Origin of the sequence: Colwellia sp. BRX8-9 (assembly GCF_014077245.1) — a bacterium.
In the GTDB taxonomy this organism is placed as follows: domain Bacteria; phylum Pseudomonadota; class Gammaproteobacteria; order Enterobacterales; family Alteromonadaceae; genus Colwellia_A.
This window is the reverse complement of the sequence record NZ_JACGVN010000012.1, coordinates 43828-63633: the sequence shown is the minus strand read 5'-3', so window position 1 is coordinate 63633 and position 19806 is coordinate 43828. Positions and strand designations below refer to the sequence as shown.

Genomic DNA, 19806 nt, shown 5'->3' with positions numbered 1-19806 from the left:
TATTACTATTTAAATTAACTATTACTCTGATAGTGAAGTAAGAAATTCACTCGCTTGCTCAATATCTCGACTGCGTTTCATCATAGGTAAACTTTTTAAAAAAACTTCGCCATAAGGACGATTCACTAATCTATCATCACATATTACCATGACACCTTGGTCGGTAACATCTCGAATTAAACGACCAACGCCTTGTTTTAATGCAATAACAGCTTGTGGTAATTGGATTTCAGCAAAAGGATCACCTCCGCGCCGTCGAACATCTTCACAGCGCGCCTGCAACATCGGGTCATCGGGTGAAGCGAAAGGAAGTTTATCTATAATGACACAAGTTAATTTGTCACCTCTAACATCAACTCCTTCCCAAAAACTGGCGGTTGCTAATAAAATCGCTTGTGGGTTGTCAATAAAAGCGGCTAACAAAAGTCCTTTACTCATTCGCCCTTGCACTAATAAGGGTGATTCAATCTTTTCCGCTAAGATATCTGCAACTTGGTTTAACATCCGATAGCTAGTGAATAATAAAAAGCAAGCTCCTTTACTTGCTGTTATTAACGGTATCGCTAATTCAGCGAGTGCTAGTGCTCGACTATGGTGCTGAGCAGCAGGTAAATAGCGCGGTACAATTAGCTGTGACTGCGATTGATAATCAAACGGGCTATCAACAAGTAAGGTCGCTGCTTTCGTTTTCGCTATATTTAAACCTAATTGCTGAGAAAAGTGATCAAAGCCACCATTTACCGCCAACGTAGCTGAGGTAAAAACCCAACCCGCTTCAGACTTAGCAATATAATCACTGAATTTGTCGGCGACACTCAATGGTGTTAAATGTAAGACCACATGCCGCCGTGTTGTTTCATACCAAAAGCTCATACCATCGATATCAACGTTTGCCATAATGTCGTATTTCGCGAGTATGTCCACGGCACGATCGTAGCAATTATCAATGGCTTCATTACGAGAAATGCATAACTTGATCACTTGATAGAGAAAGTCTAAATCTGTTTTTAGTGCAGCAAAGGCCTGTTGAAACCTTGGCTGGGCATATTTTTCTCGCCAGTTGCCGCGTTCAGGATCATAAAAAAAGAGTAAACGAAATTCTTGTGCCGCTTTTTGGCACTTCTCTGCAGCTCTGCCTAATTGTTTCACATCGGTTAAGGTTGTTTTGTATATTTGAATAACATCAGAACATAAATCGAGAATTTGCTTAGTAGAAAAAGCGTCACCAAAGTATTCACTGGCGATATCAGGTATTTGATGGGCTTCGTCAAAAATCACCACATCTGCTTTGGGAATAAGTTCACCAAATCCAGTGTCTTTTAAGGCCATATCAGCAAAAAACAAATGATGGTTAACAACCAAAACATCCGCATCAATCGCTTTTTTTCGAGCTTGCACTAAGTAACAGTCGTCAAAGTTAGGACAATCTTTTGCCAAGCAATTATCTGTGGTACTGGTAACAAAAGGAAAAATGCCAGAATCTTCAGCGACATCGACTATTTCGCCAATATCACCACTGCGAGTCGACGTTGCCCAGGTACGAATTTTGACAAAATCTGTCAACATTGCCGCATCTAGCTGACCACGCTCTTTTACATAAAGTTCAAGGCGATATATACACAGATAATTGGCCCGCCCTTTTAATAGAGCAATCTGCGTATTCGTTGCCATAGCATTACGAATAAGCGGTATATCTTTATGAAACAACTGTTCTTGTAAGTTTTTAGTGCCGGTAGAAATAATGACTTTTTTTTCAGAGAGTAAAGATGGGATCAAGTAAGCAAAGGTTTTTCCTGTTCCTGTGCCCGCTTCTACAATTAAGCAACTCTTTTGTGAGATGGCGCGTTCAACATCTATCGCCATATCAATTTGCGCCTGCCTAGGAGAATAGCCGTTCAGTACTTTAGCGAGAATACCTGAGGGTGAAAATGCTTGTTCAACTAGGGTCATAGAAAATACTACTGATAAATATTGCCACCAGTATAAAGAATAAAAAGCCAGAGAGAAATATACATTCGATTAATGAGCGAGTTGCCCAGTAAAAAACTTAAACAAAAATATCCAAATGAGTGATATCTTCATCGGGTTCATCATGATTTTTCTTAGGGTGAGTCAGTTCATCTTTATGAGTGATCACGTTATCGGTGTCATCATGGGTGTTATCCACAATAGTATCGGCAATCACAGCAGACGTTGATTGATGCTTCTTTTTATTTTGCTGATGTTCTTTTTTATCAGAATCTTTTTTAGCTAAAACAACGTAATGCTCATGATTTTCAAGATGATCCAAATCATCGGTCAGCTCGTTAATTGCAGCTTCTTTAGTCAGTGGTTTCACACGCAGACGTTCAGGTTTAATCGGCACCGATACAACACGTGTTAATACGGTGGTAAAAATATCCATCAGTTATAGGTCCTTTTATTAAACTCTTAACTTAAGTATCGACCATTTTACTTAAGTATCGACTATTTTAGACAATTCTTTATTACCTTATGCGATTATTTTATAAGAAGTGTTTATTTATTACTTGCTCATTATAAAAATAATCAGTACTGTAAAAGCCATGAGAGAATAATCGTCACGGAATAAATTCTTCGTCAGATTATTTAACCCATTTAACGTGTAAAGTGAATGACACTTACTCGTTAAATAACAAAACAAACTATGAGTACAATATGAATATTAACCTAAGCACATTACATCGCCATCATCACCATATCGATTAGCTGCTCAGGTTTATTCGCTGAGGGGCTGTGACCTTTCGGCGAGTTGTATAACTCAGATTTAACCCCCGAAAGAGTCTATCTCTCTCGGGGGTTTTTCGCATTTTATAGGCCTTGAAATTGTATATACACGTACTAGAATTTTGGCCAACGCTTTATTAAAGGAAATACAAACATGACTACAGAAACTCGCTTACGCATCGCTATGCAAAAATCAGGTCGTTTAAGTGACGACACTCAAGCCTTACTCAAACGTTGTGGTTTAACACTCAATGTTACTGATCGACGTTTGTTAGCACATGTTGCTAATATGCCTATCGATATAATGCGCGTTCGTAGCTCAGATATCCCAGGCTTAGTGATGGACGGGGTTTGTGACTTAGGTATTGTTGGTGACAACACTCTAGAAGAAGCGGCATTAGAACGTGAATTGATGGGGCAAAAATCTCAATACATTCGAACTTCACAGCTTAATTTTGGTGGTTGTCGTTTATCTATTGCGATGCCTGAAGGCTTTGATTATCAGGGCGTCAAAAGTTTAGACGGCTTACGTTTTGCAACGACTTATCCTCAACTACTCAATCGTTATGCTAAAGAAAAAGGCATCAATGTTGATTTTTGTTTATTAAAAGGCTCTGTTGAAGTTGCTCCGCGAGTAGGTTTATCTGACGGTATTTGTGATTTAGTTTCAACCGGCGCTACACTAGAAGCCAATGGTTTAGTTGAAGTAGAAGAGATTTTTAAATCTAAAGCATCGCTTATTCAAACAGCGAGTACTTTGTGTAGCGAAAAACAAAGTATTCTTGATACCTTATTGCCACGCATCCAAGGTGTTATGAAAGCAAAAGAAAGCAAATACATTATGTTGCATGCGCCAAAAGATAAAATTGCCGAAGTAAGTGCCTTAATGCCTGGTAAAGAAACGCCAACAATCTTACCTTTAGCGGGTCGCGATGATTTAGTTGCTGTTCATGTTGTTGCTACCGAAACGTTTTTTTGGGAAACAATGGAAAAACTCAATGCACTCGGTTGTAACTCTATATTAGTTATGCCAATTGAAAAAATGATGGGCTAATGCGCGTCATCTTTGGGATTGCATCGCCACGGCTGTGATCCCAAAAATCTAGGGTACCTTTCACGGTAAGTAAAGTATTAAGGTTAAAAGTAATGATAAATAAAATGATCGATTGGCAAGCATTATCAAAAAGAGAGCAACAAACAGCACTTGCTCGACCCGCGATAAGTGAGAGTGGTTTACTTTCACAGCAAGTTGAAAACATATTAAATAACGTGAAACGAAATGGTGACAAAGCGCTTTATGAATTAACGGAAAAATTTGATGGTGTAAAACTAACCACATTAACCGTTACTGATGAACAAATAACTGCAGCCAGAGCAGCATTGTCGACTAAAAGATTAAAAGCCATTGAAACGGCTTATGGTCAGATCAGGCGCTTTCACCAAGCACAAATATGTGACGACATTACTGTAGAAACATCCCCAGGCGTTCGTTGTACCTTAAAAACTGAAGCAATCGAAAGTGTTGGTTTATATATTCCGGCAGGCTCTGCACCTTTGCCATCGACGGTACTAATGCTTGGTGTACCTTCACAGTTAGCCCAATGCCCGCGTACTGTTTTAGTTTGCCCTCCCGATATCAATGGTAACCTTGCTGACGAAATTCTAGTGGCCGCAAAATTATGTGAAATTGATGAAATTTACACAGTCGGTGGCGCGCATGGTTGTGCAGCAATGGCTTTTGGCACAGAAACAATAAAACCGGTCAATAAAATATTTGGGCCAGGTAATAAATACGTTACCGAAGCCAAAAAGCAACTTGCTCAACAAGTAAATGGTTTTGCCATTGATATGCCAGCGGGTCCTTCTGAAGTGTTAATTATTGCCGATGCCAATGCAAAAGCAAACTTTGTCGCAGCTGACTTGCTTTCTCAAGCTGAACACGGACCAGATAGCCAAGTTATCTTATTATCTGACAGTGCCGAATTAATTACTAACGTTCAAAATGAGTTACTCAAACAAGTCGCGGTACTTTCTCGTCGAGAGATAGCAGAACAAGCGCTTACACAAAGTCGTTTGATTTTAGTAAAAAGTTTGTCGCAAGCGGTTGAAGTTTCAAATATTTATGCTCCTGAACATTTAATTATTCAAACCGATAATGCTCAAGAGCTATTAAAAACCTTACGCAACGCAGGTTCAATATTTGTTGGTGAGTACACGCCAGAGTCCGCAGGCGATTACGCCAGTGGTACAAATCATGTTTTACCGACTTATGGTTATTCTAAAGTAATTTCTAGTTTATCATTGGCCGATTTTTCTCGACGATTTACTGTGCAAGAGATCACTAAACAAGGCTTATTAAATATTGCCGAATGTATAACTGAGCTCACCGATGCCGAAGGACTAGACGGCCACAAACGAGCAGTAACCATCAGGTTAGAGGAATAATCATGTCAACAATAGCTGATAAACTTGCCCGTGAGGAACTTGTTGATATGGTGCCATACCAATCAGCAAGGCGACTTTATGCAAGTGGAAGTGACACATCGTCTGCGAATAGTAATAAAATTTGGCTTAATGCCAATGAAGCATCAGGTCCAGGGATATATGCTATAGATAGCAATTGCATTAACCGCTACCCTGATTTTCAACCTGACAACTTAATCAATGCTTATAGTGAATATGCCGGATTGTCCCCTGCTAATATTCTTGCTACACGCGGTGCTGATGAAGGTATTGAACTTATCATACGTACCTTTTGTAAAGCCTATCAAGACAGTATTTTAATTTGTCCACCAACATATGGTATGTATGCCATTAGCGCAGAGAATCACGGCGCAAATATAATGCGCGTACCGCTAGTTGATAACCAACTTAATATTGAGGCTATAAAAGCTCAAGTGGGTAAAGTTAAAGTTGTTTTTTTATGCTCACCAGGTAACCCAACGGGTAATGTATTAACCACTGATTCAATTCGAACCGTACTTGAGATGTTTGGTGATAGCGCAATTGTGGTTGTTGATGAAGCTTATATTGAATTTAGTCCTGAAAATAGTACCGCAAGCTGGTTAAAAGATTACCCGCAATTAGTGATTCTTAGAACGTTATCAAAAGCATTTGCCTTAGCGGGTTTACGCTGTGGCTTTACTTTAGCTAATGCTGATATTATCACTATGCTGAGTAAGGTCATCGCCCCTTACCCTATCTCTGCACCAGTAGCAGACATTGCCAGTAAAGCATTAGCAAAATTAGCGCTTGAACAAGTAAGTATCCGTGTTCAAGAAACGGTGATTTTACGTCGCCAATTATTTGATTGGCTGAAAGACCAAGACTGGTGTGCTAAAGTTTTTAACAGTGATGCAAACTTTATTTTATTTCGCGCCGTAGATACTGACACTAAAAACTTTATTTTCGATTGCCTAAAACAACAAGGTATTTTAATTCGCGACCAATCTGCGCAACAACAATTAGCCGATTGTTTACGTATTAGCATAGGTAGCGAACGTGAATTATCGCTCCTAAAACAAACGATTATTAATGCAGTAAAAGAGATATAAAATGCTCAATACAAAAAAACAAAACATACTATTTATCGACAGAGATGGCACTTTAATTGAAGAACCTGTTTCTGATAAGCAAGTAGATACACTTGAAAAATTGGTTTTTGAGCCTGACGTTATTCCAGTGTTATTAGCACTGCAAAAAAAGGGTTTCCGCTTAGTTATGGTGTCAAACCAAGATGGCTTAGGAACGACTAGTTATCCACAAGCTGACTTTGATTTACCTCATAACAAGATGATGGATATTTTTTCCTCACAAGGCGTTATATTTGACGATGTATTACTTTGTCCGCATTTTGACAATGAGAATTGCAGTTGTCGTAAGCCTAAACTTGGCTTAGTAAGTGATTACTTACAGCAAGGAAAAGTAAACTTCGAAAACTCTTTTGTGATTGGCGACCGTGAAACCGATATACAACTTGCTGCTAACATGGGTATTCGCGGTATAAAATATAACAAAGAAAGCTTAAATTGGTTGGCAATTTCAGCACAATTATTGAACCAACAAGAACGTGAAGCTAAAGTTGTTCGTACCACTAAAGAAACCAATATTAACGTTGCGGTTAATTTAGATAAAGTCGGTACGGTAAAAATTAACACCGGATTAGGCTTCTTCGATCACATGCTTGAGCAAATTGCTGCCCATGGTGGTTTTTCATTGGAGGTCAGTGTCGATGGTGATTACCACATTGATGAGCACCACAGCGTTGAAGATACCGCTCTGGCACTTGGTCAAGCACTAAGAAAAGCATTGGGCGACAAACGTGGTATCGGTCGTTTTGGCTTTGTTCTGCCGATGGATGAATGTCGGGCTGAATGTTCTATCGATTTATCGGGTCGTCCGTGGCTTGAATTTGATGCTGATTTTACTGATAACCGAGTAGGCAATATGTCGACGCAAATGGTTTCACACTTTTTCCGTTCACTTGCTGACTCTATGGCTATTACCCTGCACCTTTCAACAACCGAAGGTAATTGCCATCACCAAGTAGAGAGTTTATTTAAAGTGTTTGGTCGAGCATTACGTCAAGCCATTACGGTAAGTGGTGATGTGCTACCTAGCACAAAAGGTACCCTGTGATGTCTGTTGAAAAAGCAATGATGAACGTTATTGTTGATACTGGTTGTGCCAATCTTTCTTCGGTTAAGTTTGCTGTAGAACGTTTAGGCTTTCAAGTGACCATCACTGACGATATTACTCTTATTAAAAATGCCGACAAAGTGATACTGCCAGGTGTTGGCACAGCAAAACATGCTATGGCAAACATTCGCGCGAAAGGACTGGTTGAAACCTTGCAAAACTTAACTCAACCCGTGTTGGGCTTTTGTTTAGGTATGCAGTTAATGTGTGACTCGTCAGTAGAAAGTAGCGATGGCAAAAAAGTTGACTGTTTAGGTATTATTCATACCGATATTATACCGCTCAATGCTGAAAATAATAGATTACCGCATATGGGCTGGAACACATTAACATCTGTTGGCGATCACCCGGTATTTAAAGGCATAAATATAGGTGACTACTTTTACTTTGTTCATAGCTTTGCCGCGCCAATAAGTGAATACACCTTAGCAACTTGTCAATATGGCTCTAGCTTCTCCGCGGTGATTGCCAAAGATAACTTCATTGGCTGCCAGTTCCATCCCGAGCGTTCAAGTAAATTAGGTAGTAAAATCATTAAGAATTTTTTGGAGTTAGCCCTATGATGATCCCAGCAATTGATTTAATCGATGGCCAAGTTGTACGATTATTTCAAGGTGATTACAGCCAAAAAACTAATTACCAATACACAGTGCAAGAGCGCCAACAAGCCTATGCTAAGTCAGGGGCAACCGTAATGCACTTCGTTGATTTAGACGGTGCTAAAGACTCAACAAAGCGTCAACTTGAAACCTTAAAGACCGTAGTCAAACATCCAACGATGACGATTCAAGTAGGTGGTGGAATTCGTTGTGAAGACGATGTTAAACAGCTACTGGCATTAGGTGCAGACCGTGTAGTCATTGGGAGTTTAGCGATTAAACAACCTGAACTTGTGACTCAGTGGTTAAAAACCTATGGATGTGAAAAAATTGTCTTAGCACTAGATATTAAAATTGATGCTGCTGGCAATAAAACACTCCCTACACACGGTTGGATTGAGGACAGTGGCGTTAATTTAGAAGACCTACTTGCTCAATACCAAAACGCTGGCATCAAACACGTACTTTGTACTGATATCAGTAAAGACGGTACGTTAACAGGCACCAATGTAGACTTGTATCGCGAGGTTTGTGCAAAATATCCTGACATCCAATGGCAAGCTTCAGGGGGTATTGGCAGCCTTGACGATATTAAGGCTTTAATTCCAACTGGTGTCAGCGGTGTTATTTTAGGTCGTTCGTTACTTGAAGGTAAATTCACACTTGAGGAGGCGATTGCATGCTGGCCAAACGCTTAAGTTATGGGCTTGAAACCGTGAGTTTTTTATTGTCTAAGCAAAGTACAAAGGTTGAAGTTTTATGTTAGCAAAAAGAATTATACCTTGTCTCGATGTACGTGATGGCAAAGTTGTTAAAGGAGTCCAATTTAGAAACCATGAAATTATTGGTGATATTGTACCACTCGCCCAAAAATACGCAGCCGCAGGTGCTGATGAATTAGTTTTTTATGATATTACCGCCAGCTCAGATAATAGAGTGGTTGATAAAAGCTGGGTTAGCCGTATTGCTGAAGTCATCGATATTCCTTTTTGTGTTGCTGGTGGTATAAAAACAGAGCAAGACGCAAAAGAAATCTTAATGATGGGCGCGGATAAAATATCAGTTAACTCCCCTGCTTTGCGTGACCCTAATTTGATTTCTCGTTTGGCTGACGTTTTTGGTCAGCAATGTATTGTTGTCGGCATTGACAGTTTTTATGATAAAGAAACGGGGTTGTATCAAGTTTATCAATTTACTGGAGATGAAAGTCGTACCCAACAAACCAAGTGGACAACCTTTGATTGGATCAAAGAAGTTCAGCAACGTGGTGCAGGTGAAATCGTTTTAAATTGTATGAATCAAGATGGTGTTCGCCAAGGATATGATATTGCGCAATTACAAAAAGCACGTGCGGTGTGTAATGTTCCTTTAATAGCATCAGGCGGTGCGGGTGAAATATCGCATTTCGCTGACGTTTTCAAACAAGCCGATGTAGATGGCGCACTTGCTGCAAGTGTTTTCCATAAAGGTATCATTGAAATAAACCAATTAAAACAAACATTGAAGAATCAAAATATAGAGATAAGATTATGCTAGTTACCCTAGAGAACATCAATGAATTAGCTTGGGCTAAAATGGAAAGCTTAATACCTGCAATTATTCAGCATCAAGATACGGGTGCCGTTTTAATGCAAGGTTATATGAATGAAGCATCCCTCAAAGCAACATTAACAACGGGTAAAGCGACTTTTTTTAGTCGTTCAAAACAAGCACTTTGGGTGAAAGGTGAGACATCAGGAAACTTTCTCAATGTTAGCCAGGTTCTAACCGATTGTGATAACGATAGTTTGTTAATTGCTTGTCGACCTATTGGACCAAGCTGTCATTTAGGAACTGAGTCATGCTTTCCAGAACAAAAATTAACTCAGCAAAACTTCCTTAGCGAATTAGAGCAAGTGATTGCTAGTCGAAAAGGTTGCGATCCTGAAAGCAGTTATACTGCGCACTTATTTTCGCGAGGCACCACTAAAATAGCACAGAAAGTTGGCGAAGAAGGCGTTGAGGTTGCACTTGCTGCGGTTGCTGAAACCAAAGAAGACTTACTCGGTGAATGTGCTGATTTGTTTTACCACACACTCGTCTTACTTCAAGATAAAAACATTGAAGTATCTGAGGTGATGGCGGTACTACAAAAACGACATAACAAGTAAGCTGAGTTAACTTTAAGATAGTTGTTTATAAGACACTTTATCAACAGCTATCTTTCTTTAATTAAGCGGCTATACTCAATTTTACGTCTAAGGATAAATAATTTAGAAAAAGATTTTTATACGCCCCGACATAGAGTTATTTAACACTCATGATATTAAAAATATTTACAAAATTAATCACTGTTCTTATACCCTTGCTCTTTATACAGAGTTCATTATTTAGTCCCCTTACAAAAGCAGAAGATATCTTAATCTTCATTCGTGATGATGTTTACCAAGATTATATGACCTTCTTAAATGGTCAGGATGTGCATACAATTAAAAATTTTTCAGGAAAAAATATCCGCCGCGATGTTGTCGATATGATTATCGCCCAGCAAGCTTTAAAAATAGGTGGTTTTGAACACAGCTTCAAATATGCAACAGGTAAAATTAACTTTAGAAATACTAAGATGTTGGCATCAGGACGCTTACTCATTAGTTTTGACTCTTATTGGCTTGCTGATGCCAAAGCACTTAATGACAGTGTTTATACTTCTGATGCAGTTATCCGACAAGGCGAATACATTGCAGGTATATACACCAGCCCAAGTAATAATGCTGTTTTAGCTATAACAGAACTCGATGACCTGCAAAAATTTACTGCCGTTTCTACGCCAAAATGGCGTACTGACTGGCAAACGTTAAAGTTATTGTATTTAAAAGAGCTGATCCACGAAGATGAGTGGCTAAGCCAAGCTCGCATGGTAAACCTAGGTTGGATAGACTTCTTATTAATGCCTTTTAATTCGACACCCGATCAATCCTTTACAATGGATAAAATTCATTTAGTGCCGGTAAAAGGTGTTGCTATAGAGCTCAAAGACAGTCGCCACTTTGTTATTAGTACAAAACACCCTCACGGAAAAATCGCATTTAAAGCCATTAATATCGGGTTAAAGAAATTACGAAGTCAGCATAGAATTGTACAAGCTTTTACACAAGCCGGTTTTTTTGTAAGCCCTGATAAAGTCAAAATATTAAACCTAAACTAATCTTTGTACTATCTGCATATTATGTCCTACAGCCCTTATTAAACATCATAAAAAATTCAGTAATTCATTATTTTCATTGACATTTACAGAGAAGAGCGTATATTTTTCCAGCAGAAAATGGATGTTAAAAACAGCTAAGGAATAGCAATGTTTAAATACTGGTCAATAAAAAGTTATGGCACAAAATTATTGCCAACACTAGAACGTGATTTTGGGTGCAAAGAATACTATACCGCAGCTGAAATTCGCATAACAATTTTTAAAAATAACTTCTCCCCCACCTACTTACCTTTAGGTTACATACTCTTTCTTGATGAGATTTCTTTAAAAGAAACGATGTATATCGAGTTCCCTCACATAGATGTTAATGAATATCGACAAGAAATTTCAAATTATTTAATCAGTAAAAGTTATCATGGCTACTTACAGGTACTTCACCACTAAATCTAGGTATTATACCAATATGACTCATTATCTGAGGACGTCTACTGATGAAACTAGCTATTAATGCGTTAGATATTTAATATTTATAATATCTCACTATTAAAGCCAGTAAGCTTATCTTGAGCATTGGCTTTGCTAATAAAGTAACCCTGCTAATTAATAAAATGGGTGTTATTAACTTTACCTAGTAGATAAATCATGAAAAAATAAACTGTTTCCTGATAATCACAATAGGTAAGGTTTAATGAAAGTAGCTTGGCAAGTGAAGCATTTTAAAGCGCTCAATATCGATGAACTGTATGAAATATTAAAGCTTCGTATTGATGTTTTTGTGGTTGAGCAAACTTGTTTTTATGCTGATATTGATGATATTGACCGGCACGAGGATACGGTTCACCTCTTTTGTTACCTAGAGGGTAAGATTGCTGGTTACTTGCGTATTTTAGCAAAAGGCCAAAGTTACCGCGACTATATTGCTATTGGCAGAGTTATTGTTGCCAGTCATGCGAGAGGGACAGGTTTAGGTCACCAGTTAATGGCTGAGGCGTTAACCGTTTGTCAGCAATATTTTCCAGATCAACAAATTAAAATATCAGCCCAAGAGCACCTTGAAAGCTTTTATGGCAATCACGGTTTTGAACGTGTTTCTGCTATGTATCTTGAAGATGATATTCCGCACATCGCTATGTTAAAAGTTGTTCAATAAATAAGCAGGTGTTTAAACCGTTATTACAAGCGTAGCGCTCAAATAAGCATTGCAGTATGCATGCTTATTTGAGTTATGTTATGTATTAGTTCAAAAGAGTGTAGTACTCGCTAAACTGCAGTAATAAATAAGCGGATATTTTCAACGGCTAGAATAAGCATAACAAGGAATAGTGATAACATACCTATTTGACGCTGCTTAGAAACCCCAGTAGTTTTTGAAAGTCCTACGGCGTGCAGAATACGGCCAATAAATAATATCGCACCTAAGGCGTGCAGTACTATCGGGCTCGCCCCGTTAACCTCATAAATACCCAACATTATTAACGCCATAGGAATATACTCAGCAAAGTTACCATGTACACGAATTGCTTTGGCAAGGGGTTGATGACCACCGTCACCAATACCGGCTTTAAACTGTAAACGTAGGCGAATAATATTGATGGCTAAACCAACAAATAAAAGCGCCAACAAACTCGTGTAGAGGCCTGTTATCGATAAACTTACTACCATGAAATTTCTTCTTATATTTATAGATGAGGGAATATAGTTTACGTTTTAAAATTAATTTTGATAGCCTAAAAGGCTATTATTTTAAGAAAAATTACCCTGTCTATTTTTCACAGCCAATAAAAACAAAAAAATTCGCCGAAGCGAATTTTTTGTTAGGTATTTATAAGCTCGTTATTAGCTACTTGTTAATAAAGGGCTTATAAAATCAACCGAATTAATTTAATTCGTTAGCAAGTAAAGCACTGACTTCTTCTACAGGCTTAGTGCCGTCAATCGTTAAATACGAACATGCACCCGCTTTTGCTTCATCTTGATAGTAAGCCACTAATGGTTTAGTTTGCTCATGGTAAATGCCCAGGCGTTTGCGGACTGTGGCTTCTTCATCATCAGGACGAATAGACAAGTCTTCACCGGTATCGTCATCTTTACCTTCAACTTTAGGCGGATTATAAACTAAATGATAAACACGACCAGAACCGGCATGAACACGACGACCACTCATGCGATCAACAATGACTTCATCAGGAACATCAAATTCAACGACACTGTCAACTGAAACGCCGTTATCTTTCATCGCATCTGCTTGTGGAATTGTACGAGGAAAACCATCAAGCAAAAAACCTGCTTTACAATCATCTTGTGCAATACGTTCTTTGACTAAACCAATAATCAGATCATCAGAAACTAATTGTCCAGCATCCATCACTGCTTTAGCTTTATTACCCAGGTCAGTACCTGCTTTAATAGCAGCACGTAACATGTCACCCGTAGAAATTTGTGGAATACCAAATTTAGCCATTAGGAATTGTGCTTGAGTGCCTTTGCCAGCGCCCGGAGCACCTAATAAAATAATGCGCATAAAATATTGCCTTATATGTTTAATATACTAATTAGGCTGTTGTACTGGTGTCAAAACGTCTCGAATATAACAGCCAAATGAGTATTTTTTCGATTGTGCAACACTATACAAGTTCAATTGTAGTCAGACAAGTAGCATTACCGCTCTATCATCAAAAAAGGCACTAAAAAGCTATTTTTTATACTAAAGTCTATGGGGTTATCGTGGTGATATAAGGCATTTAAAGATAATACCCAAAATTATAATCAACAAAGAGACAAGCAAATAAGGACTAATGAGTCTTACTTACTATAAAGAAAAAACTTGCGATAAAAATATAATCTCCAAGCACTTGGGTAATAAGTAAATTTAAATGACCCTTTTCTACTGTGAGATTTCCATAGATACGCAATACGTTAATCATGTAGCTTAGAGCAGCCAAAAAAACAATTAAGCACTCAGTGCCTTATCTTTATTAGGATCAGTAAAGGTAAGGCTTGCGTTGTCACCTACTGATGAGTCATTGTGGTTGAGTGTAAAAAATTAATTTATTCACACTCAATATATTTTATATATAAAATAAAGCGTTAAGCATACTTTTAATAACCGCTTCTAGGTGGTTACCCCTATTGCTTGTTTACAGTATTAACTATATAAATTTATGTGGTAATAATAAGTAGTTCCGCGATCAGCCTTATGGAAAGCAGCAATGAATCAGATGCATAGATGTTGTAGAAACTCTTTTTTTATTATTATATTTTGCCTTGTCGCGAATTTATTAACGATAACTTCTGTTCTTGCACAAGACATAGTGGGTGAAGATGTTGATGAAATAATAAGTTTGTTAAACCAACAACAATATTCAACAGACTATTTTCAAGAAAAACTATTTCCTCGCCTGGCCACTATTGATGACGATAACCAAAAAATAAACTTATTGATTCAATCTTGTGTTTATAGCATGTTTGCCGATCAATACAGTGAGGTAAAAATTTGTAGTCAACGTCTCAGTATTTTAGCCGTGCAGATTAAAAATAAAAGTGCGAAAAATATTGCCGCTATTTATTTAATCGTTGGAGAAGTAAACTTACAAGACTCATCCGACGTCGCACATAAAAAATTAAGTACACTTTACCCAACATTAATAAGCAAGCGCGCAAAAATTCATTATGATATAGCCTTAGCCATGACAGCTATTAGAGAAGATTTTCCTATTTTAGAAAATCAGATACTGCGTAATAGCCTGCAAAAAATAATCGGACAATCAAATTATTCTTTCGAAGAATTTGCCATGCTTTGGGCACTCTCTGCTATTTCTAAAGATGCAAATGAATATGTTAATTTAACTCTGCGGTTATTACGCTCATCAAACAAACATAATTACGTTATTAATAAAGCGTCTTTTCTATACAATTTACAATGGCATTTAACCGGTGTTAACGAAATTATTATTGCCAATCGTGTGGCTAATGAGTTACTAAAACTCGCCAAAGAAGAAACAGATGAAAGCAGTAAAGTGCTACTTTTATTAGCCTACTTAGATAATAAAGCCCGGCTTAAAGAAAATGTTCCTACTGAAACAATAAGCTATATCAAATCAGTTACCACTGATGATGAATTTTGGCAGGCTTGGTTAAATACTGTCTTGTCATTTTATTATGCAACTGAACAAAACGAGCAAATGTCACGGTATTATTTCGATGTAGCAAAGCACTACTTTGATGCTCAACCCGACTTAGCTACCCCTGATGAATTTATAGAAATTGAATCAATACTCGCCTTTAACAGTAAGGATTATAGCAAGCCAAAAGCTTTGCAAGATAAATTTTGGTGGAAAAAATACTTAACAATAAAAACCAACCAGCAAAATAATATTATTGATGTTAGAAATACCCTCAAGAAAGTCATTGATGAAGAACAAAAAAGCAGAATAGTTGTCGAGCAACTGTTATTGAAGTCTGAACAAGCCAGTATCACATTGGCGACGGTATTATTTATTATTTTTATCTTAGTTATCTTTCAATACAAAATGTATTTAAAACTAAAACATGAAGTAGAAACAAGAGTTAAAGCTGAGGTCGGTTTGCGTGAGGCAAAATCATTGGCAATAGAAGCTAAGATAGATGCGGAAAAAGCAACGATGAAAGCTGAAAAGGCGAATCAAGCTAAAAGCGAATTTTTATCAAACATGAGTCACGAGATCCGCACACCAATGAATGGTGTTTTAGGCTCATTACAAGTATTAAAACAAGAAGTTCTATCTGACTCATCAAAAGAATTAGTTGATATCGGCATTATTTCCTCTAAAAATCTTATTACAATTATTAATGATATTTTTATTAATGATATTTTAGATTTATCTAAAATCCAATCAAACAATATTAGCTTAGAATCGCTGCCAACCAACATTGGTGAACTGTTCAAATCTATTATTTTAGAACTGTCTTTTTTAGCAGAGCAACAAGGTATTACCTTAATTTTTACTATAGAAGAAGATCTTTGTACTTACTGGTTAACGGACCCGATAAGGTTAAGACAAATTATTGTAAATTTAATTTCTAATGCGCTTAAATTTCCCCCTAAAGGTGAAGTTAGCATAACGCTTATGGAGAAAGATGAGAAAGTGGTTTTCGAAGTCAAAGACACGGGAATTGGATTATCACCCGCTCAAATTAAAAAACTTTTTATCCGTTATGAACAAGCAGATACTTCCACAACAAGAAATTATGGTGGTACGGGTCTAGGTCTGTCTATTGCCAAGCAATTAACAAACTTGATGGGGGGTGACATTAACGTCATTAGTGAAGAAAATGTTGGCTCTATTTTTAGTGTGGTATTGCCATTAAAGAAAACTACGTTGAAAAGTCATAGCAAGTTAGCATTGAAAAAAACGCAAGCCCCACAGGCACAGGGATTCGATATTCTATTGGCAGAAGACAACAAAATAAATCAAAAAGTATTTAATGCTGTTATACGCCCGACTAAAGCAAACATTCGTATTGCAAATGATGGCATAGAGGCAATAGCAGAAATCGGCAAACTAATACCTGATTTAATTTTTATGGATATTCAAATGCCAAATATGGATGGCGTTGAAGCGTGTAAGGCGATAAAAAAAAGCAATCCAAATATCCCAATTATTGCCTTAACGGCGAATGTTATGGCCCACGATATTAAAAAGTACCGACAAGCAGGATTTGATGATTGTTTAGGCAAGCCCATTGACGTTCAGGAAATTTATACACTCTTGCAAAAGTTTTTAACAAGTGCCCAGGCCAATAAAGCCAGTGATATTGATAACGGTTCTTTAAAAATTAACGCCATTACCTATAGAGAGAAGTAACTTATGGTTACTACATGCTTAGTTAACTTTTAATGCCTTTAGGCTGCAAATAACCGATACGATAATGCCAATTTTATGGTGAGATAAGATAATTGTTATAGGTCAAAATAACAGGCTCTGCTAGCGTTCATCTTGATATTGCGTTGAGTATTAACGTTCAGCTTTAAATTAATGAACTCAAATGAAAGCATATACTTAGATAGTGGGTCTAGTGGGTACTTGTTCAATTATATTATCGAAAAGCCCATGAATAAATTTTTTATAGCAATAATTGCCGCCATTATTTTAATACCTAGCCTCTATGCGGGTATTTCATCAACTTTATATACCACTCAAGTTGAATGGCATAGTTATCAAGACGCGCGTGCAATGGACTCAACACAACCAATTTTTGTCTTTGCTAAAATGCGCTTTTGTACAACCTGTGCAGCAATGGAAAAAGATGTTTTTACAGATCCCGCTCTAGCTAAAATATTGAATGAGCAGTTTATTCCTGTTAGAGAAACTATCAACTTTATGCTTTCAAGTTTTGTTTTTGACGATCTTAAAGATAACAAAGGTGAGCAGCTTACTTTTAGAGGATTTCCAGCGGTGATGATCGTTCGCGGTGACCAATATTCCTTGAGTCATGGTTATAAAAGTGTTGAGCAACTACAAACACTGTTAAATAAAGCCACAAATAAAATAGACTGAATTAGATATAAAAAAGGAGCCGAAGCTCCTTTTTTTTAATCTGTACACTAAGAAATATTAAAAGCTTACTTAGTAAGGCTCAACATTAATTTGTTTAAACGTGCAACAAAACTTGCTGGGTCTTTTAAGCTACCACGCTCAGCTAACATCGCCTGTTCAAACAATACTTGCGTCCACTGATTGAATTTTTCATCATCAGTTTCATTAGCAACATGTTTTACTAACTCATGCTCTGCATTGATTTCGAAGATAGGTAATGCGTCAGGTACTTCTTGTCCAACTGATTGCATAAGCTTCATCATTTGGCTGCTCATGTCGTGCTCATCGGCAACGATACAAGCTGGAGAATCAGTTAAACGTTGCGACAATTTAACATCTTTCACTTTACCAGCTAATGATGTTTTAATACGGGTAACAACAGAATCGAACTCTTGCTCAAGTTTTTCTTGTGCTTGTTTTGACTCTTCATCTTCCATATCACCTAGGTCTAAACCACCACGCGTGACCGATTGTAATTGCTTGCCATCAACTTCTGTTAAGTGGCTCACTAACCATTCATCGATACGGTCAGACATTAATAATACTTCAATGCCCTTTTTACGGAAAACTTCTAAATGTGGGCTGTTTTTAGCCGCTTCAAAGCTGTCTGCAACAACATAGTAAATCTTTTCTTGTCCTTCTTTCATACGTTCTACGTATTCAGGAATTGAAACACTTTGAACCGCAGTATCATGCTCTGTTGAGGCAAAGCGTAATAAGTTTGCAACTTGCTCTTTATTACCTTGATCTTCTGCTGGGCCTTCTTTCAATACTTGACCAAACTCGTTCCAAAATGACTGGTATTGCTCTTTGTCTTTTTTACCTAGTTTTTCAAGCATTTTAAGTACGCGTTTAGTACAGCCTTTACGGATCGCTTGGGTAATTTTGTTATCTTGTAAAATTTCACGAGAAACGTTTAATGGTAAATCATTTGAATCTAATAAACCTTTTACAAAACGTAAATACGTAGGCATAAACTGTTCAGCGTCGTCCATTATAAATACGCGTTGAACAAATAGCTTTAAACCATGTTGTTTTTCACGGTTATGCATGTCAAATGGCGCTTTGCTTGGAATATAAAGTAATGATGTATATTCAGTTTTACCTTCTACTTTATTGTGCTCCCAGACAAGTGGGTCGCCAAAGTCATGTGATACATGCTTGTAGAATTCTTTATATTCGTCATCAGAAACTTCTGATTTTTCACGAGTCCACAATGCAGTGGCTTTATTGACAGGTTCCCATTTGGCAGGTACTTCAGCAACGGCTTCAGCAGCTGGAACAGTAACATTGTCTTCGTCATCTTTAACTTCAGCAACGGCTTCAACACCAGGAACTGCTGGTGTTAGCATTTCAACAGAAACAGAAATATGATCTGAGTACTTAGTGACTATTGATTTTAAACGCCAATCGTCAGCGTATTCTTGCTCTTCTTCTTTTAAGTGAAGAATAATATCGGTACCACGATTAGTCTTTGAAATTTTAGCTGTGGTGAATTCACCTTCGCCAGCACTTGTCCATTCAACACCTTCGGATGCATCAACACCAGCAGCGCGAGAACGCACAGTTACTGAGTCTGCAACGATAAATGCTGAATAAAAACCAACACCAAATTGACCAATAAGTTGTGAGTCTGAAGCTTGATCGCCAGAAAGTTGCGAGAAAAACTCAGCCGTACCTGATTTAGCGATAGTACCTAAATGATCAATAATTTGATCATGCGTCATACCAATACCATTATCAGAAATGGTAAGCGTATTATTTTCTTTATCGCAACTAACACGTACGCGTAAATCACCATCACCTTCGTATAGATCAGCATTTGATAGTGCGTTAAAGCGAAGTTTGTCAGCAGCATCGGCCGCATTTGACACTAACTCACGTAAGAAGATTTCTTTGTTTGAGTAAAGTGAATGGATCATTAATTTAAGTAATTTAGCGTTATCAGTTGCAAACTGATGATTTTCTTTTTGGCCTGTTTCTGACATTTGAAATATATCCTACA

Annotated in this window: 18 protein-coding genes; 13 read left to right on the top strand and 5 right to left on the bottom strand. The window is 37.6% G+C overall.

The window, feature by feature from the left end:
- Positions 1–21: 21 nt before the first annotated feature.
- Complete coding sequence (locus tag H4J70_RS11690) at positions 22–1950, bottom strand: ATP-dependent DNA helicase (RefSeq protein WP_182222475.1); 1929 nt, start codon at positions 1948–1950, stop codon at positions 22–24.
- A 97-nt stretch (positions 1951–2047) separates the two neighbouring features.
- Positions 2048–2404 (bottom strand): hypothetical protein, encoded by a 357-nt coding sequence (locus tag H4J70_RS11685; RefSeq protein ID WP_182251190.1) that lies wholly within the window; start codon positions 2402–2404, stop codon positions 2048–2050.
- Positions 2405–2899: 495 nt separating this feature from the next.
- Here H4J70_RS11685 and hisG point away from each other — a divergent pair, with 495 nt between their 5' ends.
- From hisG to H4J70_RS11630, 11 genes are all read left to right on the top strand, one after another.
- Positions 2900–3799 carry an ATP phosphoribosyltransferase gene (hisG, locus tag H4J70_RS11680; RefSeq protein WP_070376230.1) on the top strand — a complete coding sequence of 300 codons (900 nt, stop codon included), beginning with the start codon at positions 2900–2902 and terminating at the stop codon, positions 3797–3799.
- 92 nt (positions 3800–3891) lie between these two features.
- Positions 3892–5190 carry a histidinol dehydrogenase gene (gene hisD, locus H4J70_RS11675; RefSeq protein WP_182217521.1) on the top strand — a complete coding sequence of 433 codons (1299 nt, stop codon included), beginning with the start codon at positions 3892–3894 and terminating at the stop codon, positions 5188–5190.
- 2 nt (positions 5191–5192) lie between these two features.
- A complete protein-coding gene (gene hisC, locus H4J70_RS11670; protein ID WP_182222473.1) occupies positions 5193–6299 on the top strand; it encodes a histidinol-phosphate transaminase in 1107 nt (368 codons plus the stop codon).
- 1 nt (position 6300) lies between these two features.
- Positions 6301–7383, top strand: coding sequence for a bifunctional histidinol-phosphatase/imidazoleglycerol-phosphate dehydratase HisB (gene hisB / locus H4J70_RS11665; protein WP_182251189.1), 1083 nt, complete (start codon positions 6301–6303; stop codon positions 7381–7383).
- Positions 7383–8006 (top strand): imidazole glycerol phosphate synthase subunit HisH, encoded by a 624-nt coding sequence (gene hisH / locus H4J70_RS11660; protein ID WP_231907369.1) that lies wholly within the window; start codon positions 7383–7385, stop codon positions 8004–8006. Before hisB ends, hisH begins: the two co-directional genes overlap by 1 nt.
- Positions 8003–8740: a 1-(5-phosphoribosyl)-5-[(5-phosphoribosylamino)methylideneamino]imidazole-4-carboxamide isomerase gene (hisA, locus tag H4J70_RS11655; RefSeq protein WP_182204062.1), complete on the top strand. Its 738-nt coding sequence runs from the start codon at positions 8003–8005 to the stop codon at positions 8738–8740. Before hisH ends, hisA begins: the two co-directional genes overlap by 4 nt.
- Positions 8741–8801: 61 nt before the next feature.
- On the top strand, positions 8802–9578 hold the full coding sequence (hisF, locus tag H4J70_RS11650) for an imidazole glycerol phosphate synthase subunit HisF (RefSeq protein ID WP_182217515.1): 777 nt from the start codon (positions 8802–8804) through the stop codon (positions 9576–9578).
- Positions 9572–10192: a bifunctional phosphoribosyl-AMP cyclohydrolase/phosphoribosyl-ATP diphosphatase HisIE gene (gene hisIE / locus H4J70_RS11645; RefSeq protein ID WP_182217514.1), complete on the top strand. Its 621-nt coding sequence runs from the start codon at positions 9572–9574 to the stop codon at positions 10190–10192. Before hisF ends, hisIE begins: the two co-directional genes overlap by 7 nt.
- A 149-nt stretch (positions 10193–10341) precedes the next feature.
- Positions 10342–11226 carry a hypothetical protein gene (locus H4J70_RS11640; RefSeq protein ID WP_182251188.1) on the top strand — a complete coding sequence of 295 codons (885 nt, stop codon included), beginning with the start codon at positions 10342–10344 and terminating at the stop codon, positions 11224–11226.
- Between the two features lie 147 nt (positions 11227–11373).
- The gene (locus H4J70_RS11635; protein ID WP_182222471.1) at positions 11374–11670 is read left to right on the top strand and encodes a hypothetical protein; all 297 of its coding nucleotides are present in this window, start codon (positions 11374–11376) and stop codon (positions 11668–11670) included.
- 244 nt (positions 11671–11914) lie between these two features.
- A complete protein-coding gene (locus H4J70_RS11630) occupies positions 11915–12376 on the top strand; it encodes a GNAT family N-acetyltransferase (protein ID WP_182244569.1) in 462 nt (153 codons plus the stop codon).
- A 110-nt stretch (positions 12377–12486) separates the two neighbouring features.
- Here H4J70_RS11630 and H4J70_RS11625 read toward each other — a convergent pair whose 3' ends face one another.
- Together H4J70_RS11625 and adk are read right to left on the bottom strand one after the other, a co-directional pair.
- Entirely contained in the window at positions 12487–12888 is a 402-nt protein-coding gene (locus tag H4J70_RS11625) for an MAPEG family protein (RefSeq protein WP_182217508.1), read from the bottom strand.
- 214 nt (positions 12889–13102) lie between these two features.
- The gene (gene adk / locus H4J70_RS11620) at positions 13103–13747 is read right to left on the bottom strand and encodes an adenylate kinase (protein ID WP_070376218.1); all 645 of its coding nucleotides are present in this window, start codon (positions 13745–13747) and stop codon (positions 13103–13105) included.
- A 688-nt stretch (positions 13748–14435) separates the two neighbouring features.
- Here adk and H4J70_RS11615 point away from each other — a divergent pair.
- Positions 14436–17069: an ATP-binding protein gene (locus H4J70_RS11615; RefSeq protein ID WP_182251187.1), complete on the top strand. Its 2634-nt coding sequence runs from the start codon at positions 14436–14438 to the stop codon at positions 17067–17069.
- Positions 17070–17315: 246 nt separating this feature from the next.
- Complete coding sequence (locus H4J70_RS11610) at positions 17316–17762, top strand: DUF255 domain-containing protein (protein ID WP_182251186.1); 447 nt, start codon at positions 17316–17318, stop codon at positions 17760–17762.
- Positions 17763–17827: 65 nt separating this feature from the next.
- Here H4J70_RS11610 and htpG read toward each other — a convergent pair whose 3' ends face one another.
- A complete protein-coding gene (gene htpG / locus H4J70_RS11605; RefSeq protein WP_070376215.1) occupies positions 17828–19789 on the bottom strand; it encodes a molecular chaperone HtpG in 1962 nt (653 codons plus the stop codon).
- Between the last annotated feature and the right edge of the window lie 17 nt (positions 19790–19806).